Genomic DNA, 21526 nt, shown 5'->3' with positions numbered 1-21526 from the left:
GGATCGCGCCGGTGGGATGCGGTGCTCAGATGGTTTGCGTCGGGCGGTCGGACAGCAGGTGGCCGCTCAGCAGGTCCTCGATCCTGGCCTTGAGCTGGCGCGACTTCTCGTCCCCGGGGAACTGGATGCCGACGCCCTGGGTGCGGTTGCCGGCCGCGCGCGGCGGCGTGACCCAGGCCACGCGGCCGGCGATGGGGTGGCGCTGCGGGTCCTCGGGCAGCGACAGCAGCACGTACACGTCGTCGCCGAGGCGGTACTCGCGCGAGGTCGGGATGAACATCCCGCCCTCGGCGAACAGCGGGATGTAGGCGGCGTACAGCGCGGCCTTCTCCTTGATGGCCAGCTGGATCACGCTGGGGCGCGGCGCCGGTGCGTTGGTGCTCATGCGCGAAAGTTTAGGTTCGATCGCGCCTGCGCCACAAGCGCCTCCAGCATCAGCCCGGCATTCAGCGGGTGCTCGGCGATCCGGGCGCTGTCCTGCAGCGCGCGCGACCAGCGCAGCAGCGCCTCGCGCCGCGGCGGCGGCGGCAGGCCGGCGGCCGCGAAGAAGCGCGGCGCGGCGCCCTCGCCTACGCACAGCAGGTCGTGGCAGAGCTTCTGCAAGGCGTCGACCAGTTCGGCCGGCAGCCAGCCGGACACCGCGCCCAGGTCGCCGCGCGCCATCGCCGCCGGAAGCGCGGCCCAGGCCCGCGCGCTGCGGCCGGCCTCGGCCATGCGCCAGGCTTCGTCGGGCCGGCCGCCGGCCGCGGCCAGCAGCGCGGGCACGTCGGCCGCGTCCACGCCGGGCTGTCCGCCGAGCCATCGGGCGGCCTCGTCCGCGGACGGCCAGGCCAGCGCGTGGCCCATGCAGCGGCTGCGGATGGTGGGCAGCAGCAGGTGCGCGGCGCCGGTCGCCAGCACGAAGCGCACGTCGCCGGGCGGCTCCTCCAGCGTCTTGAGCAGCGCGTTGGCGCTGATCGCGTTCATGCGCTCGGCCGGGAACACCAGCACCGCCTTGCCGCGGCCGCGGGCGCTGGTGCGCTGCACGAACTCCACGGCGTCGCGCATGGCCTCGACGCGGATCTCGCGGCCGGGCTTGCGCTTCTTCTCGTCGAGTTCGGCCTGCGCCTTCTCGTCCAGCGGCCAGCCCAGCAGCTGCATCTGCGCCTCGGGCATCAGCACGCACAGGTCGGCGTGCGCGCGCACCTCGACCGCGTGGCAGCTCGGGCACTGGCCGCAGGCGCCCTGCCCGCCGTCCGGCCGCTCGCACAGCCAGGCGCGCACCAGGGCCAGCGCCAGTTCGTACTGGCCCAGGCCCGACGGGCCGTGCAGCAGCCAGGCATGGCCGCGCTGGGCCAGCAGCGGTTGCAGTTGGCGCTGCAGCCAGGGGGCCAGGGCCGCTTCGCTCACGCCGGCCCGTCCTGCGCGGCGTCCGCGCCGGCCAGCCAGCCGCGCCGGGCCAGCGCGGCCGTGATCTGTTGCCAGACGGCCTGGCGCGGCGCCTCGGCGGCGAGGCGCACGAAGCGCTGCGGATCGGCGGCGGCGCGCTGCGCATAGCCCGCGTGCACGCGGGCGAAGAACTCGCCCGGCTCGGCCTCGAAGCGGTCCGGCGCGCGCACGCCGGCCAGCCGGGCGGCGGCGATGGCGGGCGCGATCTCGAACCACAGCGTCATGTCCGGCTGGCGCAGCTGGCCGGCCGGCAGCGCGTCGCTGGCCTGCACCCAGCGCTCCAGCAGGGCCAGCACGGCGGGATCGAAGCCGCGGCCCGCCCCCTGGTAGGCGAAGGTCGCGTCGGTGAAGCGGTCGCACAGCACCACCTCGCCGCGCGCCAGCGCCGGCTCGATCACGCGCCGCAGGTGGTCGCGCCGGCCGGCGAACACCAGCAGCGCCTCGGTCAGCGCGTCCATGTCCTCGTGCAGCACCAGGGCGCGCAGCTGCTCGGCCATGGGCGTGCCGCCCGGCTCGCGCGTCTGCGTGACGGCGCGGCCCTGGGCGCGGAAGGCCGCCGCCAGCGCCTCGACGTGGCTGGACTTGCCGGCGCCGTCGATGCCTTCGAAGCTGATGAAAAGTCCGCGCGTCATCGCTGGTAGCGGTCGACCGCCCGGTTGTGCTCGTCCAGCGTGTGGCTGAAATGGCTGCTGCCGTCGCCGCGCGCCACGAAGTACAGGGCCTTGGAGTTCGACGGCCGCACGGCCGCCAGCAGCGACGACGCGCCCGGCATCGCGATCGGCGTGGGCGGCAGGCCGGTGCGGGTGTAGGTGTTGAACGGCGTGTCGGCCCGCAGGTCGCGGCGGCGCAGGTTGCCGTCGAAGCGCTCGCCCAGGCCGTAGATCACGGTCGGGTCGGTCTGCAGCGGCATGCCGATGCGCAGCCGGTTGTGGAACACGGCGGAGATCTGCTCGCGGTCCTCGGCGCGGCCGGTTTCCTTCTCGACGATGCTGGCCAGGATCAGCGCCTGCTCGGGCGTCTTGAGCACCTGGTCGTCCGCGCGCTGCGACCACGCGGCGTCCAGCTGCCGGTCCATCGCCTGCAGGGCCTGGCGCAGCACGGCCAGGTCGCTGGCACCCTTGGGGTAGGCGTAGGTGTCGGGGAAGAAGCGGCCCTCGGGCGCCACGCCCGGCCGGCCCAGCGCGGCCATCAGCGCGGCGTCGTCCAGCGCCCGGCTGTCGGGCTGCAGGCGCTCGGCCCTGGCCAGCGCCTGGCGCACCTGGCGGAAGGTCCAGCCTTCCACCAGCGTGACCATGCGCAGCGCCTGCTCGCCGCGCACCAGCTTGCCGAGCAGCGTGCGCGGCGTCGTGCCCTCGGCGAATTCGTAGCTGCCGGCCTTGATCTGGCGCGACTGGCCCGACAGGCGGAACCAGCCGAACAGCGCCCAGTCCGGCGCCTGCACGCCAGCCTTGGCGATCGCGGCGGCCGCGCTGCGCGCGCTGGTGCCCGGCGCGATGGTCACTTCCACCGGCTGGCCCGGCGCGGCCGGCGCCAGGCGCAGCGGCTGGTCCAGCCACCACCAGCCCGCGGCGGCAGCGGCGCACGCCAGCACGACCAACCCCATCAGCACCCGACGCACAACAGCCTCACAAGCCCGCAGAAGAAAACGGACCATGATAATTCAGCGCATGAACACCTCTCTCGACGGCATCGCGCCGCTGACGCACCTGGGCGTGATCGCCGTCCAGGGCGAGGAAGCGGCCAAGTTCGTGCACGGCCAGCTGACCCAGGACTTCGCGCTGATGGCGCCGGACCAGGCGCGGCTGGCGGCCTTCTGCTCGGCCAAGGGCCGCATGCAGGCCAGCTTCGTCGGCCTGCGCTGGGCCGACGACCAGCTGCTGCTGGTCTGCGCGCGCGACCTGCTGGCGGCCACGCTCAAGCGCCTGTCCATGTTCGTGCTGCGCGCCAAGGCGAAGCTGCGCGACGCCTCCGCCGAATTTCAGCTGTTCGGCGCCGTGGGCGGCAGCGCCGCGGGCCTGTGCCCGGGCGGCGCGCAGGCGCCCTGGCACCGCTTCGAGGCCCCTGGCGGCGGCGCCGGCGTGGTGCTGCCGCCGGCCGACGGGCAGCCGCGCCTGCTGCTGGTGCTGCCGGCCGGCAGCCCGGCACCCGGCGGCCCGGCGCTGCCGCTGGCGCTGTGGCAATGGACCGAGGTGCGCAGCGGCGTGGTGCTGGTCACGCAGCCGCTGTTCGAGGCGCTGGTGCCGCAGATGCTGAACTACGAGTCGGTCGGCGGCGTGAACTTCAAGAAGGGCTGCTACCCGGGCCAGGAGGTGGTGGCGCGCAGCCAGTTCCGCGGCACGCTCAAGCGCCGGGCCTACCTGGTGCACGCCGATGCCGAACTGGCGGCCGGCCAGGAGGTGTTCCAGGCCGCGGATGCCGAGCAGCCCTGCGGCATCGTGGTGCAGGCGGCCGCGCATCCGGCCGGCGGCTGGGACGCCGTGGTGTCGATGCAGACCGCCGCGGCCGAGGCCGGGGACCTGCACGCCGGCAGCGTGGGCGGCCCCACGCTGGCGCTCGAACCCCTGCCCTACCCGCTGCTGGCCGACATCTGATCCAGCGCCCGCACCATCTCCACGTGCGGGATGCCGACTTCGTCGAACGGCTCGCCGCAGGGGGCGAAGCCGCGCCGGCGGTAGAAGCCCTCGGCGCTGCACTGGGCGTTCAGCCGCAGCTCGCGGTCGCCGCGCGCGGCCGCGGCCTGTACCAGGGCCTGCAGGATGTCGGCGCCGAAGCCCGCGCCGCGCAGCATGGGACGCACCGCCATGCGGCCGATCCGGCCGACGCCCGGCGCCTGCTGCAGCAGCCGGCCGGTGGCCAGCGGCTGGCCGAGCCGGTTGACCAGCACCGCATGCACGGCCGTGGCGTCGGCCTCGTCCCATTCGTCCGCATGCGCGATGCCCTGCTCTGCGATGAAGACCTCGGTGCGCACCTGGCGCGCCAGCGGCTCCAGCGCGGCCCAGGCGCCCAGGCGCAGCTCGGCGACGGGCCGGCCGGCCTCGTAGTCCTGCACCAGCGCGCGCAGCGCATCGGGCACCGGGCGGGAGGTCTGCGAGGCCGGGTCGGCGAACACGTACAGCAGTTCGCCGCTGACCAGCAGCCGGCCGCCGCGGAACACCGCGCCGGCGAAGCGCATGGAACTGCGGCCGATGTGCTCGCACTTCAGCGCCACGTCGAGCTGGTCGTCGCTGCGCGCGGAGGCCTGGTATTGCAGCGTGGCCTTCTTCACGTACAACTCGCCGCCCAGCGCCGCGAAGCCCTCCTCGTAGGGCAGCGCCAGCGTGCGCCAGTAGTCGGCCACGGCGGTGTCGAAGTACATCAGGTAGTGGCTGTTGAACACGATCTTCTGCATGTCCACCTCGGCCCAGCGCACGCGCAGCCGGTGGGAGAAACGGAAGTCCTGGCGGTTCATGGGTGGTCGTCTCCGAAGGCCCGGCGCAGCGCACGCGCCGCGTCGGCATGGGCCGTGCGCGCCTCGGGGATGGCGCGGCCCATCTTGATGAATTCGTGCACCACGCCGCGGTAGATCTCCAGGTCCACCGCGACGCCGGCGGCGCGCAGCCGGTCGGCGTAGGCCACGCCCTCGTCCACCAGCGGATCGCATTCGGCCAGGCCGAACCAGGCCGGCGCGACGCCGTCCACGTCGGGCGCGTTCAGCGGCGCGAAGCGCCAGTCGGCCCGGGCGGCGCGCTCGGGCAGCACCTGGTCGAAGAACCAGGCGATGGCGTCGGCCTCGAGCAGGAAGCCCTGGGCGAAGCGGCGGTGCGAGGGCGTGTCCTGGAACGCGGCGCAGCCCGGGTAGAACAGCAGCTGCAGCGCCAGCGGCAGGCCGGCGTCGCGCGCCAGGATCGCGCAGACCGCGGCCAGCGTGCCGCCGGCGCTGTCGCCGCCGACGGCCAGACGCGTGGTGTCCAGCCCCAGGCCGGCGCCGTGGGCGGCCAGCCATCGCAGCGCGTCCCAGGCGTCGTGCTGGGCGGTGGGGAACGGGTGTTCGGGCGCCAGCCGGTACGCCAGCGACAGCACGGCGCAGCCGGCCAGCTGCGCGAGCCGGCGGCACAGCACGTCGTGCGTGGCGATGGAGCCGATCGTGAAGCCGCCGCCGTGCAGGTACAGCAGCGCCGGCAGCGGCGCCTGCGCGGCCGGCGCCACCAGCCGCAGCGCCAGCGCCTGGCCGTCGCGCGCGGGCATCCGCAGCTCCTGCACGCGCGCCAGGGCCGGGGCCGGCAGTTCCAGCACGCCGGCGCCCAGCGCATAGGCCTCGCGCGCCTGCGCCGGCGCCAGCGTGTGCAGCGGCGGCCGGCCGGCGCGGCGCATGCGCTCCAGCACGCCGCGCATGGCCGGTGTCAGCAGCGCGTGCGGGTCGTGCGCCTTCATACGGAAGCACCACCCCAGTCGATCGGGTCCTGCTGCAGCACCATGTCGATGTCCAGCCCCAGCGCCAGCCCGACCTCGGCCGGAAAGCTGGTCGCCAGCTCCCGTTCGTGGAAGCCGGCCTCCTGCGCGCGGGCGCGCCAGGCGGCCAGGTGCACCAGGCCGGCCAGCGGCTCGTAGACCCGGTTGTCGAACGGCGCCAGCTGCCAGCGCAGCGCGTCCACCAGCGGCACCGGCAGCCCCCAGCGCTGCGCCAGCGCGGCGCCGACCTCGGCGTAGCTGACGCCCAGCAGCCGCTGCTGCCAGCGCGCGCGGCGCGGATCGCAGCAGCCGGCCTCCCGGTTCAGCGCCGCCATGTCCTGCTGCCGGCCGGCGTGCAGCACCAGCTCGCCGATGGCGTGGACCAGGCCCGCGGCATAGGCCACCGCGCGGTGCAGCCGCACGCTGGCGGCCAGCGCCCGCGCCAGCCGGGCCACCTGCTGGCTGTAGCGCCAGAACTGCGGCAGCGCCAGGCCGGGCGCCGCGTTCGGCCCGCTGTCGGCGGCGGCCTGGCCGGCCAGCGTGCGCAGCGCCGCCGTCGGCAGCAGGGCCAGCGCCTGGGCGATGCTGATCACGCCGCGCGCGTCGTCGCGGTGCTCGGCATTGCCCAGCTGCAGCAGCCGCATGGCCAGCGCCGGATCGGCGCCGAACAGCTGGCTGATCTTGCGCAGCTCCGGCTCGGGCCGGCCCAGCTCGCCCAGCAGCAGCGCCACCAGCCTGGGGTTGCTCGGCAGGGCCTGCCCGCATGCCACCAGCGCCTGCAGGTCCATCGCCGTACTGCCCCGCGCCTCAGCGCCTGCCGGCCTGCAGCCTGGCGAACGCCGAGGCCATGGCCGAAGGCGGGGCCGCCTCCTGGCGGCCGCCGCCGTGCCACGGGTGGTTGCCGGCACGCTCGAAGCGGTTCTCGCGCAGGCCGCCGCGGGCCGCGCCGGCCGGGGCGTCCAGCTTCATGGTCAGGCTGATGCGCTTGCGCGCCACGTCCACCTCCAGCACCTTGACCTTGACGATGTCGCCGGTCTTGACGACCTCGCGCGCGTCGTTGACGAACTTGTGGCTGAGCTGGCTCACGTGCACCAGCCCGTCCTGGTGCACGCCCAGGTCGACGAACGCGCCGAAGGCCGCCACGTTGCTGACGGTGCCCTCCAACACCATGCCTTCCTGCAGGTCCTTGATGTCCTCCACGCCGTCGTTGAAGCGCGCGACCTTGAAATCCGGCCGCGGGTCCCGGCCCGGCTTTTCCAGCTCGGCGAGGATGTCCTGGACCGTGATCACGCCGAAGCGCTCGTTGGCGAACAGCTCGGGCCGCAGCGTGCGCAGCATCTCGGCGCGGCCCATCAGCTCGGCGACCGGCTTGCCGGTCTTGTCCAGGATGCGCTGCACCACCTCGTAGGTCTCGGGGTGCACGCCGGTCATGTCCAGCGGATTGCTGCCGCCGCGGATGCGCAGGAAGCCGGCGCTCTGCTCGAAGGTCTTGGGCCCCAGGCCCGCCACCTCCAGCAGTTGCTGGCGGCTGGCGAAGGCGCCGTGCGCCTCGCGCCAGCGCACCACGGCCTTGGCCACGCCCGGCGTCAGGCCCGACACGCGCGCGAGCAGCGGCACGCTGGCGGTGTTCAGGTCCACGCCGACGGCGTTCACGCAGTCCTCGACCACGGCCTCCAGCGTGCGCGCCAGCTCGCTCTGGTTCACGTCGTGCTGGTACTGGCCGACGCCGATCGACTTGGGGTCGATCTTGACCAGCTCGGCCAGCGGATCCTGCAGCCGGCGCGCGATGCTGGCGGCGCCGCGCAGGCTCACGTCCACGTCGGGCATCTCCTGCGAGGCGTATTCGCTGGCCGAGTAGACCGAGGCGCCGGCCTCGCTGACGACCACGCGCTGCAGCGCCGTGCCGGGCGCGAGCTGTTCCAGCCGCTTGACCAGGTCGCCGGCCAGCCGGTCGGTCTCGCGGCTGGCCGTGCCGTTGCCGATCGCGATCAGGTTCACGCCGTGCCGGGCGCACAGCTGGGCCAGCGTGTGCAGGGCGCCCTCCCAGTCGCGGCGCGGCTCGTGCGGGTAGACCGTGGCGGTGTCCACCAGCTTGCCGGTGGCGTCGACCACCGCGACCTTCACGCCGGTGCGGATGCCGGGGTCCAGCCCCATGACCACGCGCGGGCCGGCCGGCGCGGCCAGCAGCAGGTCGCGCAGGTTGTCGGAGAAGACCTTGATCGCGACCTTCTCGGCCTCCTCGCGCAGCCGCGTGAACAGTTCGCGCTCGGTGGACAGGCTGAGCTTGACGCGCCAGGTCCAGGCCACGCACTTGCGCAGCAGGTCGTCGCCCGGGCGGCCCTGGTGGCTCCAGCCCAGGTGCAGCGCGATGCGTCCTTCGGCCAGGCTGGGCACGCCCTGGCCCGGCTTGGCCGCCCCGGCATGGCCGGGCGGCTCGGGCGCCACCAGCCGGGCTTCCAGGATGTCCTGGGCGCGGCCGCGGAACACCGCCAGCGCGCGGTGCGAGGGCACGCGGCCGATCGGCTCGTCGTAGTCGAAGTAGTCGCGGAACTTGGCGACGTCGGGATCGTTCTCGTTCTTGCCACTGGCCAGCCGGCTCTGCAGCAGGCCCTCCTGCCAGAGCCAGGCGCGCAGGCCCTGCACCAGCGCGGCGTCCTCGGCCCAGCGCTCGGACAGGATGTCGCGCACGCCGTCCAGCACCGCCGGCACGGTCGTGAAGTCCTCGCCGTTCTCGCCCTTCTCGCTCCTGACGTAGGCGGCGGCCTCGTCGGCCGGCACGCGCGCCGGGTCGGCGAACAGCAGGCCGGCCAGCGGCTCCAGCCCGGCCTCGCGCGCGATCTGGCCCTTGGTGCGGCGCCTGGGCTTGTACGGCAGGTACAGGTCCTCGACCTCCTGCTTGGTCGCGGCGGCCTCGATCGCCGCGCGCAGGGCGGGCGTCAGCTTGCCCTGCTCCCCGATGCTGGCGAGCACCGCCTCGCGCCGCGCCTCCAGTTCGCGCAGGTAGGCCAGGCGCGCCTCCAGCTCGCGCAGCTGCGCATCGTCCAGGCCCTGGGTCGCCTCCTTGCGGTAGCGGGCGATGAAGGGCACGGTGGCGCCGCCATCGAGCAGTTCGACGGCGGCGCGGACCTGCTCCTCGCGGATCCGGATCTCGGCGGCGAGCTGGCGGTAGATCTTCTGCATCCTGGGTTCTGAGGTCGGCCAAAAGAAAGGGGCGGCAGTGTGCCATAGCCCTGCAGGGGACACCGCGTCTCCGAAACACCTACATCCGCTTCATCGAAACGGAGACTTTTGCAGGGTGGTACAGAAATTTACATTCACTCACACACATGGACATCGGCTCGCTGATGCCGGCGATGGGCGCCGGCAGACGGGCCAGGAGTGAGATCGTGGATCTTCATCAAGCACCCGGCATGACCCCCCATTTCCCGCACGGCGCCGCGCCGGCCGCCGAGCTGAACGTCGAGCGCCTGCCGTTCACCGTGCGGCTGATACGGTCGCACGACGACCTGCTGAAGGCCGTCGAAGTGCGCCACGACGCCTATGCCCGCCACGTGCCGGCGTTCGCCGAGACGCTGCGCACGCCGGAGGCCTACGACACCATGGACGGCGCGGCCGTGCTGCTGGCCGAATCCAAGCTGGACGGCACGCCGCTGGGCAGCATGCGCATCCAGACCAACCTGCACGGGCCGCTGGCGCTGGAGCGCTCGGTCACGCTGCCCGAGCACCTGCAGCACGCCACGCTGGCCGAGGCGACGCGCCTGGGCGTGGCCAGGCGCACCGAGGGCCTGGCCGTCAAGACCGTGCTGTTCAAGGCCTTCTTCCTGTATTGCCAGCAGCAGCAGATCGACTGGATGGTCATCACCGCGCGCGCGCCGATCGACCGGCAGTACGAACGCCTGCTGTTCAGCGACGTCGACCCGACGCGCGGCTACGTGCCGCTGCCCCATGTCGGCAACCTGCCGCACCGCATCCTGTGCCTGGAGGTCTCCAGCGTCGAACGGCTCTGGGGCGAGCGGCGCCACCCGCTGTTCGACTTCTTCTTCCACACGCAGCACGTGGACATCGACCTGGGCGAACCACCCCGGATCGCCCACACCGCCGCACGGCCTGCTGCCGCGGCGCCGATGCCCCACATGGCCATGTAGTGCCGCCGCGCCCGTGAAATAAGGCCTGTCCTGGGATGTTCCGGTGGTAACAGCGGGGAGGAAGCAGCCTTTATTCGCTACGCAATTTGTCGAATGAGCTCATAATTTGTTTCAATTTATGGGCTGGTCAAGCGACGGACCAGCTCCGTTTCAACGGAGCCCAAGGCGGTCCCACGACATGAGCAGCATTGCGCGTCGGCTTTCCCGGCTGAACGTCCATCTCGAGAGCAGTCTGTACACGCTCAGCATCTACGCCCTGCCGGTGGCGCTGCTGGTGGTCAGCCTGGTCGCGCTGTTCTCCTGGCAGCACTTCTACGGCGAGGAACAGGGCGGCCAGCCGCTGGCCTTCAGCGCCCTGGAAGCCGGTACGCCGCTGGAACCCGCCCAGGCCCTGGCGCGCCTGGCCGATCACCCGCCGGTGCGGTCGCAGCAGACGCGGCTGTCCGAGCAGCCGTTCTGGCTGCTCGTGCGGCTGGTGCAGCAGCATGTCGACCCGGCCACCCGCAGCGTCGAGTTCACGTCGCGCCATGCGATGGACATGGACTGCTGGGACGCCGGCACGCTGCGCTGGCTGGGGCACGCGGACCGCACGGGCACCCAGGGCGAGCTGTCGCCGCTCAAGGCCGGCTTCGTGATGAACCTGGCGCACGCCGGCCAGCCGGCCGCGCTGCTGTGCCGTGCCAGCTTCTTCGGGCCGGCCCGCATCGGCATGACCAGCTGGACCGCCGCCGACCTGGACGCCTCCGCCCAGGCGTTCCACCGCAATGCCGGCCTGCTGGACGGCGGACTGATCGTGCTGGCCCTGTTCGTGCTGACCACGGCGCTGATCAACCGCAGCGGCCTGTACGTGCTGTTCGCCGTCTGGCTGGTGATCAACCTGCGCATGGGGGCGCTGTCCGCCGGCTGGGACACGCAGTGGCTGGGCCGCACCGTGCCGACGGAATGGCTGCTGCGCATGCGGCTGATGACCATGGTGCTGTGCTTGGCCGTCACCGTCACGCTGTTCCGCGAGCTGTTCCGCGAGGACCTGGCCAAGATCGGCCATGAACGCACGGTGCGCGTGGTCCTGTGGATGGCGCCGCCGCTGCTGGCGATGGGCGCCACGCTGCCCTACGCCACGGTGCTGCCCTTCCTCTGGGGCGCCACCGGCGTGACGACCTGCCTCCTGGTGTTCGTGTTGGCGGTGATCCTGCGCCGCACGCGTTCGCGCGTGGCCATGTGGTACAGCGCCTCGCTGGCCACCATGCTGGCGGCCAGCATGTTCGAGGTGGTGGCGGCCGCGCTGGGGCTGCAAGGCGGACTGCTCAGCGCCGTCAACAGCGTGACGGCGGCACTCGCCTCCAGCCTGCTGGCCTCGCTGGCCATCGCCGAGCAGATGCGCCAGGAGCACGACCAGCGGCTGGATGCCCAGGCGCAGCTGCAGCACACCTTCGAGGCCATGCCGATCGGCCTGTTCACGCTGGACCTGCAGGGCCGCTTCACCAGCGCCAACCCGGCGCTGCGCAGCATGCTGGCGCTGGCGCCGGACCATGCGGCCTGGCAGCAGTATTTCCAGGAAGGCGCCTGGCGCCAGCTGTGGGAGCAGCTGCGCGAGCAGGGCCATGCGGCGCTGGAACTGCGCGGCCGGGCGACGCCCGACGGCCAGGCCCCGCGGCGCTACCTGGTCAAGGCGGCGCTGGCCAACGACAAGATCGAAGGCTCGCTGCAGGACGTGACCGAGAGCGCGCAGGCCACCGAGGAACTGCGCTTCATGGCCGACAACGACGCGCTGACCAAGGTGCTGAACCGGCGCGGCATCGAGCGCGCGCTGGAACAGGCGCTGGCCGAGGCCAGCGCCGACAGCCCGCTGGCCGTGGCCTACCTGGACCTGGACCGCTTCAAGCTGATCAACGACCTGTTCGGCCACAACGCCGGCGACGAGGTGCTGCAGCAGGTCTGCCAGCGCATGGGCGGCATGCTGTCCGGCAGCATGGCGCTGGGCCGCATGGGCGGCGACGAGTTCCTGATCCTGATGCCCGGCACGCGCATGCCGCTGGCCGCGGTGATCTGCCAGGGCCTGGTCTCGGCCATCGGCGGCACGCCCTACCGCGTCGGCGACAAGGCCTTCCACGTGCGCGGCTCGATCGGCCTGATCGAGGTGAGCACGCAGCCCGGCACGCGCGCCAAGGACGTCATCTCCACCGCCGACCGCGCCTGCCGCGAGGCCAAGGGCGGGCACAGCGACGGGCTAGTCATCTACGAGAAGAACGCGCAGGCGTTCCGCGACCACCGGGCCGAGATGCAGCTGGTCGAGCGCCTGTCCGGCAGCCGGGCGACCGAGGGCCTGTCGCTGGTCATGCAGCCCATCATGTCGCTGTCGTCGCCGCACGCCTCGCTGAACTTCGAGGTGCTGCTGCGCATGCACGACAGCCGCGGCCGGCCGATCCCGACGTCGCGCGTGATCGCCGCCGGCGAGAACAGCGGCCGCATGGGCGTGATCGACCGCTGGACGCTGTCGGCCGTGCTCGCCTGGCTGAACACCCACATCGGCCAGCTGCGCAACACCCGCTTCGTCTGCATGAACCTGTCGGGCGCCTCGCTGAACGACGAGAAGTTCATGCACGACGTCTACGCCATGCTGGCGCAGAACATCCACGTCGCCAGCCGCCTGTGCTTCGAGATCACCGAGAGCGTGGCGCTGCACGACCTGAACAACACGCGCCGCTTCATCGACAAGGTGCGCAGCTACGGCGCCAAGGTGGCGCTGGACGACTTCGGCGCCGGCTACACCTCGTTCTCCTACCTGAAGGAACTGCCGGCCGACCTGCTGAAGATCGACGGCAGCTTCATCGTCAACATGAACAAGCACCCGGCCAACGTGGCCATCGTCGAGGCCATGGTCAGCCTGGGCCGCAACCTGGGCATGCGCACCGTGGCCGAGTGGGCCGAGGACGCGGCCACCGTGCGCTCGCTGGTGGACATCGGCGTGGACTACGTGCAGGGCTTCGCGGTGGCGCGGCCCCAGGCGCCGGCCCGGCTGCTGGCCGCCACCTCGTCGGCCAGCTTCATCGAGGATCCGGAACTGGCCCGCTACGTCGCCTCGCTGGAACAGACCGACGGCCTGGTGCCGCACGTCGAGCTGTTCGAGCACAGCCGGCTGCGCCGGCTGCACTGACCTCTCCGGGGCGCCGGCGCCTCAGGCGGCCTGCAGCACGTAGCCGATGCGCGGAAAGTGCACGTGCACCGTGCCGGCCGACGCGCTCTGGCGGCGCAGCGTGTAGTGCATGCGCGTGGCGGCGACGAGCTCGCCCTCGGTGGCCTCGCGGCCGAAGCTCTCGGCCGCGACGGTGACGCGGCTGCCGAGCGGGATGCCGTGCTCGTCCTGGAAGGTCTGGCCGTCCACCGGCAGCGGCTCGGCCGCCGCCGCGATGGCGATCGCGTCCCGGCTGTCCAGCGCGTCGGGGCGGCCGTGGCCGATGGCGGCCATGCGGTCCAGCCAGCCGCGCACCGAGGGGAAGGCGTCGAGGACGCCGGCCATCGACGGCGTGCGCGTGCGGCAGAACCACAGCGGGTGGTAGGCCGCGAAGTCGGCCAGGCCCGGCGTGGCATCGACCAGGCAGGCCTGCGACTCCAGCGATTCCGACAGTCGGCGCAGGTAGGACTTGAGCGCGGCCGCGGCATCGGCCGGGCGCAGCTGCGGCTGGCCCGCGCCCATGGCCCGGCGGTCCTGGACGAAGGCCTCGGCGGCTCCGGGCGGCAGCTTGCCGAACAGGTCGGCCAGGCCGGCCGGCTGCAGGGCATGGGCCATGGCAGCCTGGAACAGCGTCGTGTCGGCCCACTGCGCCAGGATGCGGGCCAGGCCCTTGTGCTGCGGCGGGTACAGGCTGGGCACCGGCTGGCGGTGTTCCAGCACGTCGCAGATCAGCGCGGTGTCGCAATAGATGTCGGCGCCGATCTGCAGCACCGGCGTGCGGCGGTAGCCGCCGGTCAGCGCCAGCAGGTCGGGCTTGGGCAACACCGGCGGGACCCGCACCGAGCGCCAGGCCAGCTGCTTGTAGCCCAGCACGAGCCGGATCTTCTCGGAGAACGGCGAGGCCGGATAGTGGTGCAGGATCAGATCGGACATGGGGCGCCCTCCATCGTGGTTGAGCCTGGATGCCGCCAGGAGCTGTGCATGCATCGATCGCGCCCACGACAGGGTGCGCCGGGCCGCAGGCCGCCGCCCTGGCCGGCGCCAGTGCAAGGACGGCAACGCCCGCATGCGGCCCGGCGTGCCCCGGCCCGCAGGGCGAGACCCCGGGCACGGCGGTGGTGATGATGCGCGTGGGCATTCATCGGGGGCCTCGCGTGGGTGTGAGGGATGCGTTCACAGCTTCTCAATGCGGCGCGGCGCGCGCGAGGATGGCGTCGAAGTCGCAGCCGGCGGGCAGGCTGCCGAAGCTGCGGCCCCAGTCGCCGCCGATGCGCGAGGCGCAGAACGCGTCGGCCACCGCCGGCGGCGCATGGCGCACCAGCAGCGCGGCCTGCACGGCCAGGGCCAGTTCCTCGGCCAGGCGGCGCGCCTGCAGTTCGTCGGCCAGCCGCTCCACGCGCTGCGGCAGCGCCGCGGCCAGCCGGTCCAGCGCCGCGTGGGCGCCGCGTGCGGGCGCCAGCTCGGCCGCCAGCGCGGCGGCCACGTCGCCCTTGCGCAGCACGCGCAGCAGGTCCAGCGCCATGATGTTGCCGGCGCCTTCCCAGATCGAGTTGACCGGCATCTCGCGGTAGATGCGCGCCATCACGCCCTGGCCGCCCTCCTCCACGTAGCCGTTGCCGCCCAGGCATTCCATGGCCTCCTGGCCGAAGGCGCTGCCGCGCTTGCAGATCCAGAACTTGGCCAGCGGCGTCAGCAGCCGCGCCATCAGCTGCGCGTGCGCGTCGGTGGCCCTGTCGACGGCATGGGCCAGGCGCAGCGCCAGCGCGGTGGCGGCCTCGGACTCGAGCGCCAGGTCGGCCAGCACGTTGCGCATCAGCGGCTGCTCGACCAGCCGCTTGCCGAAGGCCCGGCGCTGGCCGGCGTGGTGCAGCGCCAGCGCCAGCGCCTGGCGCATCAGGCCCGCGGTGCCGAGCGCGCAGTCCAGCCGCGTCATCGAGCCCATCTCCAGGATCTGCGGCACGCCGCGGCCTTCTTCGCCGACCAGCCAGGCGCTGGCCGCGTGGAACTCGACCTCGGAGCTGGCGTTGGCCTTGTTGCCCAGCTTGTCCTTCAGGCGCTGGATGCGGATCGCGTTGCGGCTGCCGTCCGGCAGCACCCGCGGCAGGAAGAAGCAGCTAAGCCCGGACGGCGCCTGCGCCAGCACCAGGAAGGCATCGCACATCGGCGCCGAGAAGAACCACTTGTGGCCGGTGACGGCGTAGCGCTCGCCCCAGGCGTCGCGGCCGTCGCGGCAGGCCTGGGTGGTGTTCGCGCGCACGTCCGAGCCGCCCTGCTTCTCGGTCATGCCCATGCCCATGGTCGCGCCGGGCTTGTCGGCGATGCAGCGCAGCGCCGGGTCGTACCAGCGGCTCTGCAATTTGGGGGACCAGTCGGCCTGGATGGCGGCGTTGCCGCGCAGCGCCGGCGCCACCGCATAGGTCATCGAGACCGGGCACAGGATGGACGGCTCCAGCTCGGTGAACAGCATGAAGCCGGCCGCGCGTTGCAGGTGCGCGTGCGGGCCGCCGCCCCAGGGCGTGCCGTGCAGGCCGGCGCCCACGGCGGCGGCCATCAGCGCGTGGTAGCTGGGGTGGAACTCGACCTCGTCGATGCGCCGGCCCCAGCGGTCGTGCGTCATCAGCTCGGGCCCGTGCACGTTGGCCAGCCGCGCATGGGTCTGCATCGCGGCCGTGCCGAGCTCGCGGCCCAGGGCCTGCAGCGGCGCCAGCTGCAGGCCCGGCGCGTGGAAGGCCAGCGCGTCGCGCATGGCCCGGTGGGTGCCGAACAAGTCGTAGTCGACCAGCGGCGTGCTCTGGTTGAAGACCTCGTGCGTGGCGTCCATGGGAGCCTCCTTTCGCCGGTCCGCGGCCTTTCTCAGATGAGCCGGACCAGCTGCTTGCCGAAGTTGCGGCCCTTGAGCAGGCCGAGGAAGGCCTCCGGCGCCGCCGCCAGGCCCTGGGCGATGGACTCGCGCGGGCGCAGCCTGCCGCCGGCGACCAGGCTGCCGAGCTCGGCCAGCGCCTCGGGCCAGACCTCCGGGTGCTCGGTGACGATGAAGCCCTCGACCTTCATGCGGTTGACCAGGATCAGCGCCGGGTTCGCCAGCGGCAGCGGCGCGCCGTCGTAGCCGGCGATCATGCCGCACAGGGCCACCCGCGCATACGGGTTGGCGCGCTGCAGCACGGCGTCCAGCACCAGGCCGCCGACGTTCTCGAAATGGCCGTCGATGCCGTCCGGGCAGGCCGCCTGCAGCGCGGCCGACAGGCTGGCCAGGTCCGGGTGGCGGCGGTAGTCGATGCAGTCGTCGAAGCCCAGCGCGTCGCGGACGTAGGCGCACTTGTCCGGCCCGCCGGCGATGCCGACCACGCGGCAGCCGCGCGCCCTGGCCAGCGCGCCGAAGGCGCTGCCGACCGCGCCGCTGGCGGCGCTGACGGTCAGCGTGTCGCCGGCCTTGGGCGCGATGATCTTGACGAGGCCGTACCAGGCGGTGACGCCCGGCATGCCGACCGCGCCCAGGTAGTACGACAGCGGCACCTGGGCGGTATCGACCTTGCGCAGTGCGCCGGGCTGGTCCGCATCGACCACGCTGTACTGCTGCCAGCCGCCGAAGCCGACGACCGGGTCGCCGGCCGCGAAGCGCGGATGCCGGCTCTCGACGACCTCGCCGGCCGTGCCGCCCTGCATCACCTCGCCCAGCGGCTGCGGCTTGGCGTAGCTCTTGCCGGCGTTCATGCGGCCGCGCATGTACGGGTCCAGGCTCAGGTAGTGGTGGCGCACGAGCACCTGGCCGTCGGCCAGCGGCGGCGTGTCGGCCTCGACCAGTTTGAAGTTGCCGGCACTGGCTTCGCCCTGTGGGCGGCTGTCGAGCAGGATCTGCTGGTTGCGTGGCATGGTCGTATCTCCTGTGGCATCCGTGGAAGGGTCAGGGGCCGGGCTGCAAACGCGCGCGCACGAAGATCAGCACGAAGCCGACCAGCGCCACCGCCCCGCCGGCAAGCCCGAGCGCCCAGCCCAGCGCGTCGTCGTACCGCCGGGTGGCCAGGCCGAGCGCCAGTGTCAGCAGTCCACCATAGATCAGGATCCAGATCAGCGCCTGCAGCCGCTGGAGAGTCTTCGGAGTTGCCATGGGTTGCACTGTACCCAAGCCGGCGACCGCGAGTGCGTGGCGCTCCAGCACTTCGCACGCGCCGGCCGCGCCCATGCCGCCGCCATGGCCAATGCAATGTCTGCCGCACGCGGGAGCGATGCTTTCCGGGCTTCCCGGAGCCGCTTCATACCTCCAGCCACTCCCTGCGGACATCGCCGTCGGCCCGCAGTGCCGCGGGCGTGCCCTGGAACACGATACGGCCGTGCCCCATGACCAGCGCGCGGTCGGAGATGCTCATCGCGATCGTCAGCTTCTGCTCGATCAGCAGCACCGAGACGCCTCGGGCCTTCAGCGCCTGCAGGTACCCGCCCACCTGCTCGACGAGCCTGGGCGCCAGGCCTTCGGTGGGCTCGTCGATGATGACGAGCTCCGGGTCGCCCATCAGCGTGCGGCACAGCGTCAGCATCTGCTGCTCGCCGCCGGAGAGCACGCCGGCGGCGGTGTGCTGGCGCTCCTTCAGGCGCGGGAACATCGCGTACATGTCGTCGAAGCTCCAGCGGCTGCCGCGGCCGTTGCCCTTCTGGCCCAGCATCAGGTTCTGGTGCACGGTCAGTGTCGGGAAGATGTCGCGGTTCTCGGGCACGTAGCCGATCCCCAGGTGCGCGATCTCATAGGCCTTGCGGCCGGTGATGCGCCGGCCGTTCCAGACGATGTCGCCCTCGCACCGGACCAGCCCCATGATGGCCTTGGCCGTGGTCGAGCGGCCCGAGCCGTTGCGGCCCAGCAGCGCGACGATCTCGCCCGGGCCGATCCGCAGGGCCACGCCGTGCAGTACGTGGCTCTTGCCGTAGTAGGCGTGCAGGCGGTCGATGGCCAGCATGGTCACTGTCCCGCCGCCTGCTGCCCGGCGAGCACCGCGCCGAGGTAGGCCTCCTGCACGCGCCGGTCGGCGCGCACCGCGTCCGGCGTGTCGAAGGCCAGCACCTCGCCGTAGACCAGCACCGCGATCCTGTCGGCCAGGTCGAACACCACGCCCATGTCGTGCTCCACGGTCAGCAGCGTCCGGCCCTGGGTCGCCTCGCGGATCAGCTGGACGAAGCGGCCGGTCTCGCTCCTGCTCATGCCGGCGGTGGGCTCGTCCAGCAGGACGACGCCGGCGCCGCCGGCGATCGTCACGCCGATCTCCAGCGCGCGCTGCTCGGCGTAGGTCAGGTGCATGGCCAGCGTGTCGCGGCGCCGGTCGAGCCGGATCATCGCCATGACCTGCTCGGCGCGTTCGTTGGCGTCCTTCAGCCGGGACAGGAACCGCCAGAACGCGTAGCGGTAGCCCAGCGACCACAGCACGGCGCAGCGCAGGTTCTCGAACACCGACAGGCGGTTGAACAGGTTGGACACCTGGAAGCTGCGCGCCAGCCCGCGGCGGTTGATCGCGTAGGGCGGCAGGCCGTCGATGCGCTGGCCGTTCAGCCGGATCTCGCCGCTGCTGGGCTGCAGGCGCCCGCTGACCAGGTTGAACAGCGTGGACTTGCCGGCGCCGTTCGGGCCGATGATGGCCACGCGCTCGCCGGCCGCCACGCGCAGGCTGGCGCCGCGGATGACCTCGGTCTTGCCGAAATGCTTGCGCACGTCCACGAGTTCGAGCGCGGCGGTCATGCCGGAGCCTCCCCGCGCCGGATCTCCTGCTCGACCGCGGCCTGCGCCTCGCCCCAGTCGGCCACGAAGCGGCGGCGCGCCAGCTCGAACAGGCCGATGCCGGTGGCCAGCACGAAGAGGCCGCCGAACCAGCTGTCCACGCTCCGCACGTCCAGCGTGGCGCCGAGGAACTTCAGCTCCGGCCCCATGGCAGCGCCGAGCTGCAGGTGGTAGGCCATCTCCACCAGCGCCGCGGCGCCGGCCAGCAGCACGAGCGCGGTGCCGGCCAGCGCCAGGTAGGCCGTCCACAGCCGGCGCAGCCGGCCGAAGGCCGCCACGCGCAGGTTCGCCATCACCAGGCTGGCGATGCCCCCGGGCGCATACATGACCATGAACAGGAACACCAGGCCCAGGTACAGCAGCCAGGCCTTGGTGAACGCCGACAGCAGCACGAAGGCCAGCACCATCAGCACGGCGCCGATGATGGGGCCGAAGAAGACGGTCGCCCCGCCCAGGAAGGTGAACAGCAGGTAGGCCCCCGAGCGCCCGGTACCCACGACCTCGGCCGTGACGATCTCGAAGTTCAGCGCCGCCAGGCCCCCGGCGATGCCGGCGAAGAAGCCGGCGATGACGAAGGCGAGGTAGCGCACGTGGCGCGCGCTGTAGCCGATGAACTCCACGCGCTCGGCGTTGTCGCGCACCGCGTTCAGCATGCGGCCCAGCGGCGTGCGCGTGAAGGCGAACATGGCCGCCGCGCAGACGAAGGTGTAGGCCGCGATCAGGTAATAAACCTGGATCTGCGGGCCGTAGGTGATGCCGAGAACGGGCCGGCCGGCCACGCGGTTGCCGCTGACGCCGGCCTCGCCGCCGAAGAAGCCCGGGAACATCAGCGCCATCGCGGACACCAGCTCGGCCAGGCCCAGCGTGATCATCGCGAACGGCGTGCCGGCCTTCCTGGTCGTCACGAAGCCCAGCAGCACCGCGCAGAACAGGCCGGCCAGTCCGCCGACCAGCGGCAGCAGGCCGACCGGCAGCGGCAGCTGCCCGCGGCCCACCAGGTTCAGCGCATGGATCGCGGCGTAGGCGCCCAGGCCGGTGTAGACCGCGTGGCCGAAGCTCAGCATGCCGCCCTGCCCGAGCAGCATGTTGTAGGACAGGCAGGCGATGATCGCGATGCCCATCTGCGACAGCATGGCGGCCGACAGGTGGCTGGTGAACACCAGCGGCGCCACCGCCATGGCCAGCGCGAACAGGCCCCAGGCGAGCCAGCGGCCGGCGTTCCACGGCGCGGGACCGTCGTGCGTGCGGGTCATCTCGGTTTTTTTCCACGGCGCTGGCGCGCCACCCGCAGGGCCTGAAGCCGGGCCGCAAACGGTGGCTCGACAGGCCGCGGAGCAGGCCACGCCAGCGGCCGCCGCGGAACGGGCTCGGCCCGGCCGCAGGCGTGCCTTGCAGGCCGCGGCTGCCTGCGAGAGGCTGCCTTCTCGGGCCGTCCAATCCTGTGCAGGCAGGCTCGGAGCCGCGGCCCTGCGTTCCCTGGAGGAGGCTGGCGCAGCGCGCGGCGCGAAGACCGGGGGTGGTTCACTTCAGCCTTCGCGCGTGCCGAGCAGGCCCTTGGGCCGCAGGACCAGCACCAGCACCAGCAGCAGGTACGGCAGGATGGGCGCGACCTGCGAGACCGTCAGCGTCAGCAGCGCGTTGCCGGCGGCGGCCGGGCCGGGCTCCACGCCGAGGCTGCGCAGCAGCCCCAGCAGCGAGCCGTCCAGGGCGACCGCGACGGTCTGGACGATGCCGATCAGCAGCGAGGCCAGGAAGGCGCCGGCCAGCGAGCCCAGGCCGCCGACCACCACGACCACGAAGATCACCGAGCCGACCGTGGCCGCCATGGCCGGCTCGGTCACGAAGGTGGCGCCGCCGATCACGCCGGCCAGGCCCGCCAGCGCGGCGCCGGCGCCGAACACCAGCATGAACACCCGCGGCACGTTGTGGCCCAGCGCCTGCACGGCCTCGGGGTGGGTCAGCGCGGCCTGGATCACCAGGCCGATGCGCGTGCGCGTCAGCAGCAGCCAGACCGCCAGCAGCATCAGCACGGCCACCAGCATCATGAAGCCGCGCGTGGCCGGAAACGGCGAGCAGGTCACGCGCACGGCCGCATCGGACGGCTGGCACAGCGCGGCCGGCGCCGCGCCCCAGACCAGGCGCAGCCCGTCCGCCGCGTGCTGCACCAGCGTGAACGCCGGTCCGCGCAGCGCCTCGGGCGGCGTGAAGGGCACGGCCGTGCGGCCCCAGACCAGCTGCACGATCTCCAGGACCACGAAGGACAGGCCGAAGGTGACCAGCAGCTCGGGCACGTGGCCGTGGGCGTGCACCTTGCGCAGGCACAGCCGCTCGAACGCGGCGCCCAGCAGCCCCACGGCGAGGGGCGCAAGCACCAGCGCCGGCCAGAAGCCGGCCAGCTGCGCCACCGTGTAGCCGGCGTAGGCGCCCAGCATGTAGAAGCTCGCGTGCGCGAAGTTCAGCACGCCCATCATGCTGAAGATCAGCGTCAGCCCCGAGCTGAGCATGAACAGCAGCAGGCCGTAGCTCAGGCCGTTGAGCAGCGAGATCGCGAAGAACTCCATGGGCATGGATGCGCCTGGGCGGGGAAGTACACGG

19 protein-coding genes are annotated in these 21526 nt (G+C 72.7%); 3 read left to right on the top strand and 16 right to left on the bottom strand.

Annotated features, from left to right (window positions below; all coding sequences use genetic code 11):
* Positions 1-25: 25 nt before the first annotated feature.
* Genes QM782_RS21255 through mltG form a run of 4 tightly spaced genes read right to left on the bottom strand, consistent with a single transcriptional unit; the run spans position 26 to position 3031 of the window.
* On the bottom strand, positions 26-385 hold the full coding sequence (locus QM782_RS21255; protein WP_415204868.1) for a PilZ domain-containing protein: 360 nt from the start codon (positions 383-385) through the stop codon (positions 26-28).
* Positions 382-1389: a DNA polymerase III subunit delta' gene (locus QM782_RS21250; protein WP_415204867.1), complete on the bottom strand. Its 1008-nt coding sequence runs from the start codon at positions 1387-1389 to the stop codon at positions 382-384. Before QM782_RS21250 ends, QM782_RS21255 begins: the two co-directional genes overlap by 4 nt.
* Positions 1386-2060 (bottom strand): dTMP kinase, encoded by a 675-nt coding sequence (gene tmk, locus QM782_RS21245; RefSeq protein ID WP_415204866.1) that lies wholly within the window; start codon positions 2058-2060, stop codon positions 1386-1388. Before tmk ends, QM782_RS21250 begins: the two co-directional genes overlap by 4 nt.
* Complete coding sequence (gene mltG / locus QM782_RS21240) at positions 2057-3031, bottom strand: endolytic transglycosylase MltG (RefSeq protein ID WP_415204865.1); 975 nt, start codon at positions 3029-3031, stop codon at positions 2057-2059. Before mltG ends, tmk begins: the two co-directional genes overlap by 4 nt.
* A gap of 64 nt (positions 3032-3095) precedes the next feature.
* On the opposite strand from mltG, the gene QM782_RS21235 reads away from it, so the two are divergent.
* Positions 3096-4019, top strand: coding sequence for a YgfZ/GcvT domain-containing protein (locus tag QM782_RS21235; RefSeq protein ID WP_415204864.1), 924 nt, complete (start codon positions 3096-3098; stop codon positions 4017-4019).
* Here the strand turns inward: QM782_RS21235 and QM782_RS21230 are convergent.
* Genes QM782_RS21230 through QM782_RS21215 form a run of 4 tightly spaced genes read right to left on the bottom strand, consistent with a single transcriptional unit; the run spans position 3995 to position 9036 of the window.
* Positions 3995-4876, bottom strand: coding sequence for a YbgC/FadM family acyl-CoA thioesterase (locus tag QM782_RS21230; protein ID WP_415204863.1), 882 nt, complete (start codon positions 4874-4876; stop codon positions 3995-3997). The two genes, QM782_RS21235 and QM782_RS21230, sit on opposite strands and share 25 nt — an antisense overlap.
* Entirely contained in the window at positions 4873-5838 is a 966-nt protein-coding gene (locus tag QM782_RS21225) for an alpha/beta hydrolase (protein WP_415204862.1), read from the bottom strand. The genes QM782_RS21230 and QM782_RS21225 overlap by 4 nt, the downstream gene beginning before the upstream one ends.
* Complete coding sequence (locus tag QM782_RS21220; RefSeq protein WP_415204861.1) at positions 5835-6644, bottom strand: HDOD domain-containing protein; 810 nt, start codon at positions 6642-6644, stop codon at positions 5835-5837. Before QM782_RS21220 ends, QM782_RS21225 begins: the two co-directional genes overlap by 4 nt.
* A gap of 19 nt (positions 6645-6663) precedes the next feature.
* Positions 6664-9036 carry a Tex family protein gene (locus tag QM782_RS21215; RefSeq protein WP_415204860.1) on the bottom strand — a complete coding sequence of 791 codons (2373 nt, stop codon included), beginning with the start codon at positions 9034-9036 and terminating at the stop codon, positions 6664-6666.
* 230 nt (positions 9037-9266) lie between these two features.
* Here QM782_RS21215 and QM782_RS21210 point away from each other — a divergent pair, with 230 nt between their 5' ends.
* Positions 9267-10001, top strand: coding sequence for an N-acyl amino acid synthase FeeM domain-containing protein (locus QM782_RS21210; RefSeq protein WP_415204859.1), 735 nt, complete (start codon positions 9267-9269; stop codon positions 9999-10001).
* Between the two features lie 178 nt (positions 10002-10179).
* Positions 10180-13155 carry an EAL domain-containing protein gene (locus QM782_RS21205; protein ID WP_415204858.1) on the top strand — a complete coding sequence of 992 codons (2976 nt, stop codon included), beginning with the start codon at positions 10180-10182 and terminating at the stop codon, positions 13153-13155.
* Between the two features lie 21 nt (positions 13156-13176).
* Here QM782_RS21205 and QM782_RS21200 read toward each other — a convergent pair whose 3' ends face one another.
* From QM782_RS21200 to QM782_RS21165, 8 genes are all read right to left on the bottom strand, one after another.
* Positions 13177-14106: a glutathione S-transferase family protein gene (locus QM782_RS21200; protein WP_415204857.1), complete on the bottom strand. Its 930-nt coding sequence runs from the start codon at positions 14104-14106 to the stop codon at positions 13177-13179.
* Positions 14107-14356: 250 nt separating this feature from the next.
* On the bottom strand, positions 14357-15994 hold the full coding sequence (locus QM782_RS21195; protein WP_415204856.1) for an isovaleryl-CoA dehydrogenase: 1638 nt from the start codon (positions 15992-15994) through the stop codon (positions 14357-14359).
* Positions 15995-16026: 32 nt separating this feature from the next.
* Positions 16027-17043, bottom strand: a complete 1017-nt coding sequence (locus tag QM782_RS21190) for an NADP-dependent oxidoreductase (RefSeq protein ID WP_415204855.1) — start codon at positions 17041-17043, stop codon at positions 16027-16029.
* A gap of 31 nt (positions 17044-17074) precedes the next feature.
* A complete protein-coding gene (locus QM782_RS21185) occupies positions 17075-17278 on the bottom strand; it encodes a hypothetical protein (RefSeq protein WP_415204854.1) in 204 nt (67 codons plus the stop codon).
* A 145-nt stretch (positions 17279-17423) separates the two neighbouring features.
* Positions 17424-18119 (bottom strand): ABC transporter ATP-binding protein, encoded by a 696-nt coding sequence (locus tag QM782_RS21180; protein WP_415204853.1) that lies wholly within the window; start codon positions 18117-18119, stop codon positions 17424-17426.
* A 2-nt stretch (positions 18120-18121) separates the two neighbouring features.
* Positions 18122-18892 carry an ABC transporter ATP-binding protein gene (locus QM782_RS21175; protein WP_415204852.1) on the bottom strand — a complete coding sequence of 257 codons (771 nt, stop codon included), beginning with the start codon at positions 18890-18892 and terminating at the stop codon, positions 18122-18124.
* On the bottom strand, positions 18889-20184 hold the full coding sequence (locus QM782_RS21170) for a branched-chain amino acid ABC transporter permease (protein ID WP_415204851.1): 1296 nt from the start codon (positions 20182-20184) through the stop codon (positions 18889-18891). The genes QM782_RS21175 and QM782_RS21170 overlap by 4 nt, the downstream gene beginning before the upstream one ends.
* Positions 20185-20457: 273 nt before the next feature.
* A complete protein-coding gene (locus QM782_RS21165) occupies positions 20458-21498 on the bottom strand; it encodes a branched-chain amino acid ABC transporter permease (protein ID WP_415204850.1) in 1041 nt (346 codons plus the stop codon).
* Positions 21499-21526: the final 28 nt, after the last annotated feature.

Origin of the sequence: Pseudorhodoferax sp. (assembly GCF_047601025.1) — a bacterium.
Lineage (GTDB): Bacteria > Pseudomonadota > Gammaproteobacteria > Burkholderiales > Burkholderiaceae_C > Pseudorhodoferax.
This window is presented reverse-complemented; position numbering and strand designations above follow the sequence as displayed.

Excerpts from the sequence above, each read along its gene's own strand:
- QM782_RS21210 (WP_415204859.1), top strand. The coding sequence starts at position 9,267 with ATGACCCCCCATTTCCCGCACGGCGCCGCGCCGGCCGCCGAGCTGAAC.
- QM782_RS21180 (WP_415204853.1), bottom strand. The coding sequence starts at position 18,119 with ATGCTGGCCATCGACCGCCTGCACGCCTACTACGGCAAGAGCCACGTA.
- QM782_RS21185 (WP_415204854.1), bottom strand. The coding sequence starts at position 17,278 with ATGGCAACTCCGAAGACTCTCCAGCGGCTGCAGGCGCTGATCTGGATC.
- QM782_RS21215 (WP_415204860.1), bottom strand. The coding sequence starts at position 9,036 with ATGCAGAAGATCTACCGCCAGCTCGCCGCCGAGATCCGGATCCGCGAG.
- QM782_RS21195 (WP_415204856.1), bottom strand. The coding sequence starts at position 15,994 with ATGGACGCCACGCACGAGGTCTTCAACCAGAGCACGCCGCTGGTCGAC.
- QM782_RS21175 (WP_415204852.1), bottom strand. The coding sequence starts at position 18,892 with ATGACCGCCGCGCTCGAACTCGTGGACGTGCGCAAGCATTTCGGCAAG.
- mltG (WP_415204865.1), bottom strand. The coding sequence starts at position 3,031 with ATGGGGTTGGTCGTGCTGGCGTGCGCCGCTGCCGCCGCGGGCTGGTGG.
- QM782_RS21200 (WP_415204857.1), bottom strand. The coding sequence starts at position 14,106 with ATGTCCGATCTGATCCTGCACCACTATCCGGCCTCGCCGTTCTCCGAG.
- QM782_RS21170 (WP_415204851.1), bottom strand. The coding sequence starts at position 20,184 with ATGACCCGCACGCACGACGGTCCCGCGCCGTGGAACGCCGGCCGCTGG.
- QM782_RS21225 (WP_415204862.1), bottom strand. The coding sequence starts at position 5,838 with ATGAAGGCGCACGACCCGCACGCGCTGCTGACACCGGCCATGCGCGGC.
- QM782_RS21220 (WP_415204861.1), bottom strand. The coding sequence starts at position 6,644 with ATGGACCTGCAGGCGCTGGTGGCATGCGGGCAGGCCCTGCCGAGCAAC.
- QM782_RS21255 (WP_415204868.1), bottom strand. The coding sequence starts at position 385 with ATGAGCACCAACGCACCGGCGCCGCGCCCCAGCGTGATCCAGCTGGCC.
- QM782_RS21230 (WP_415204863.1), bottom strand. The coding sequence starts at position 4,876 with ATGAACCGCCAGGACTTCCGTTTCTCCCACCGGCTGCGCGTGCGCTGG.
- QM782_RS21190 (WP_415204855.1), bottom strand. The coding sequence starts at position 17,043 with ATGCCACGCAACCAGCAGATCCTGCTCGACAGCCGCCCACAGGGCGAA.
- tmk (WP_415204866.1), bottom strand. The coding sequence starts at position 2,060 with ATGACGCGCGGACTTTTCATCAGCTTCGAAGGCATCGACGGCGCCGGC.
- QM782_RS21235 (WP_415204864.1), top strand. The coding sequence starts at position 3,096 with ATGAACACCTCTCTCGACGGCATCGCGCCGCTGACGCACCTGGGCGTG.
- QM782_RS21205 (WP_415204858.1), top strand. The coding sequence starts at position 10,180 with ATGAGCAGCATTGCGCGTCGGCTTTCCCGGCTGAACGTCCATCTCGAG.
- QM782_RS21165 (WP_415204850.1), bottom strand. The coding sequence starts at position 21,498 with ATGCCCATGGAGTTCTTCGCGATCTCGCTGCTCAACGGCCTGAGCTAC.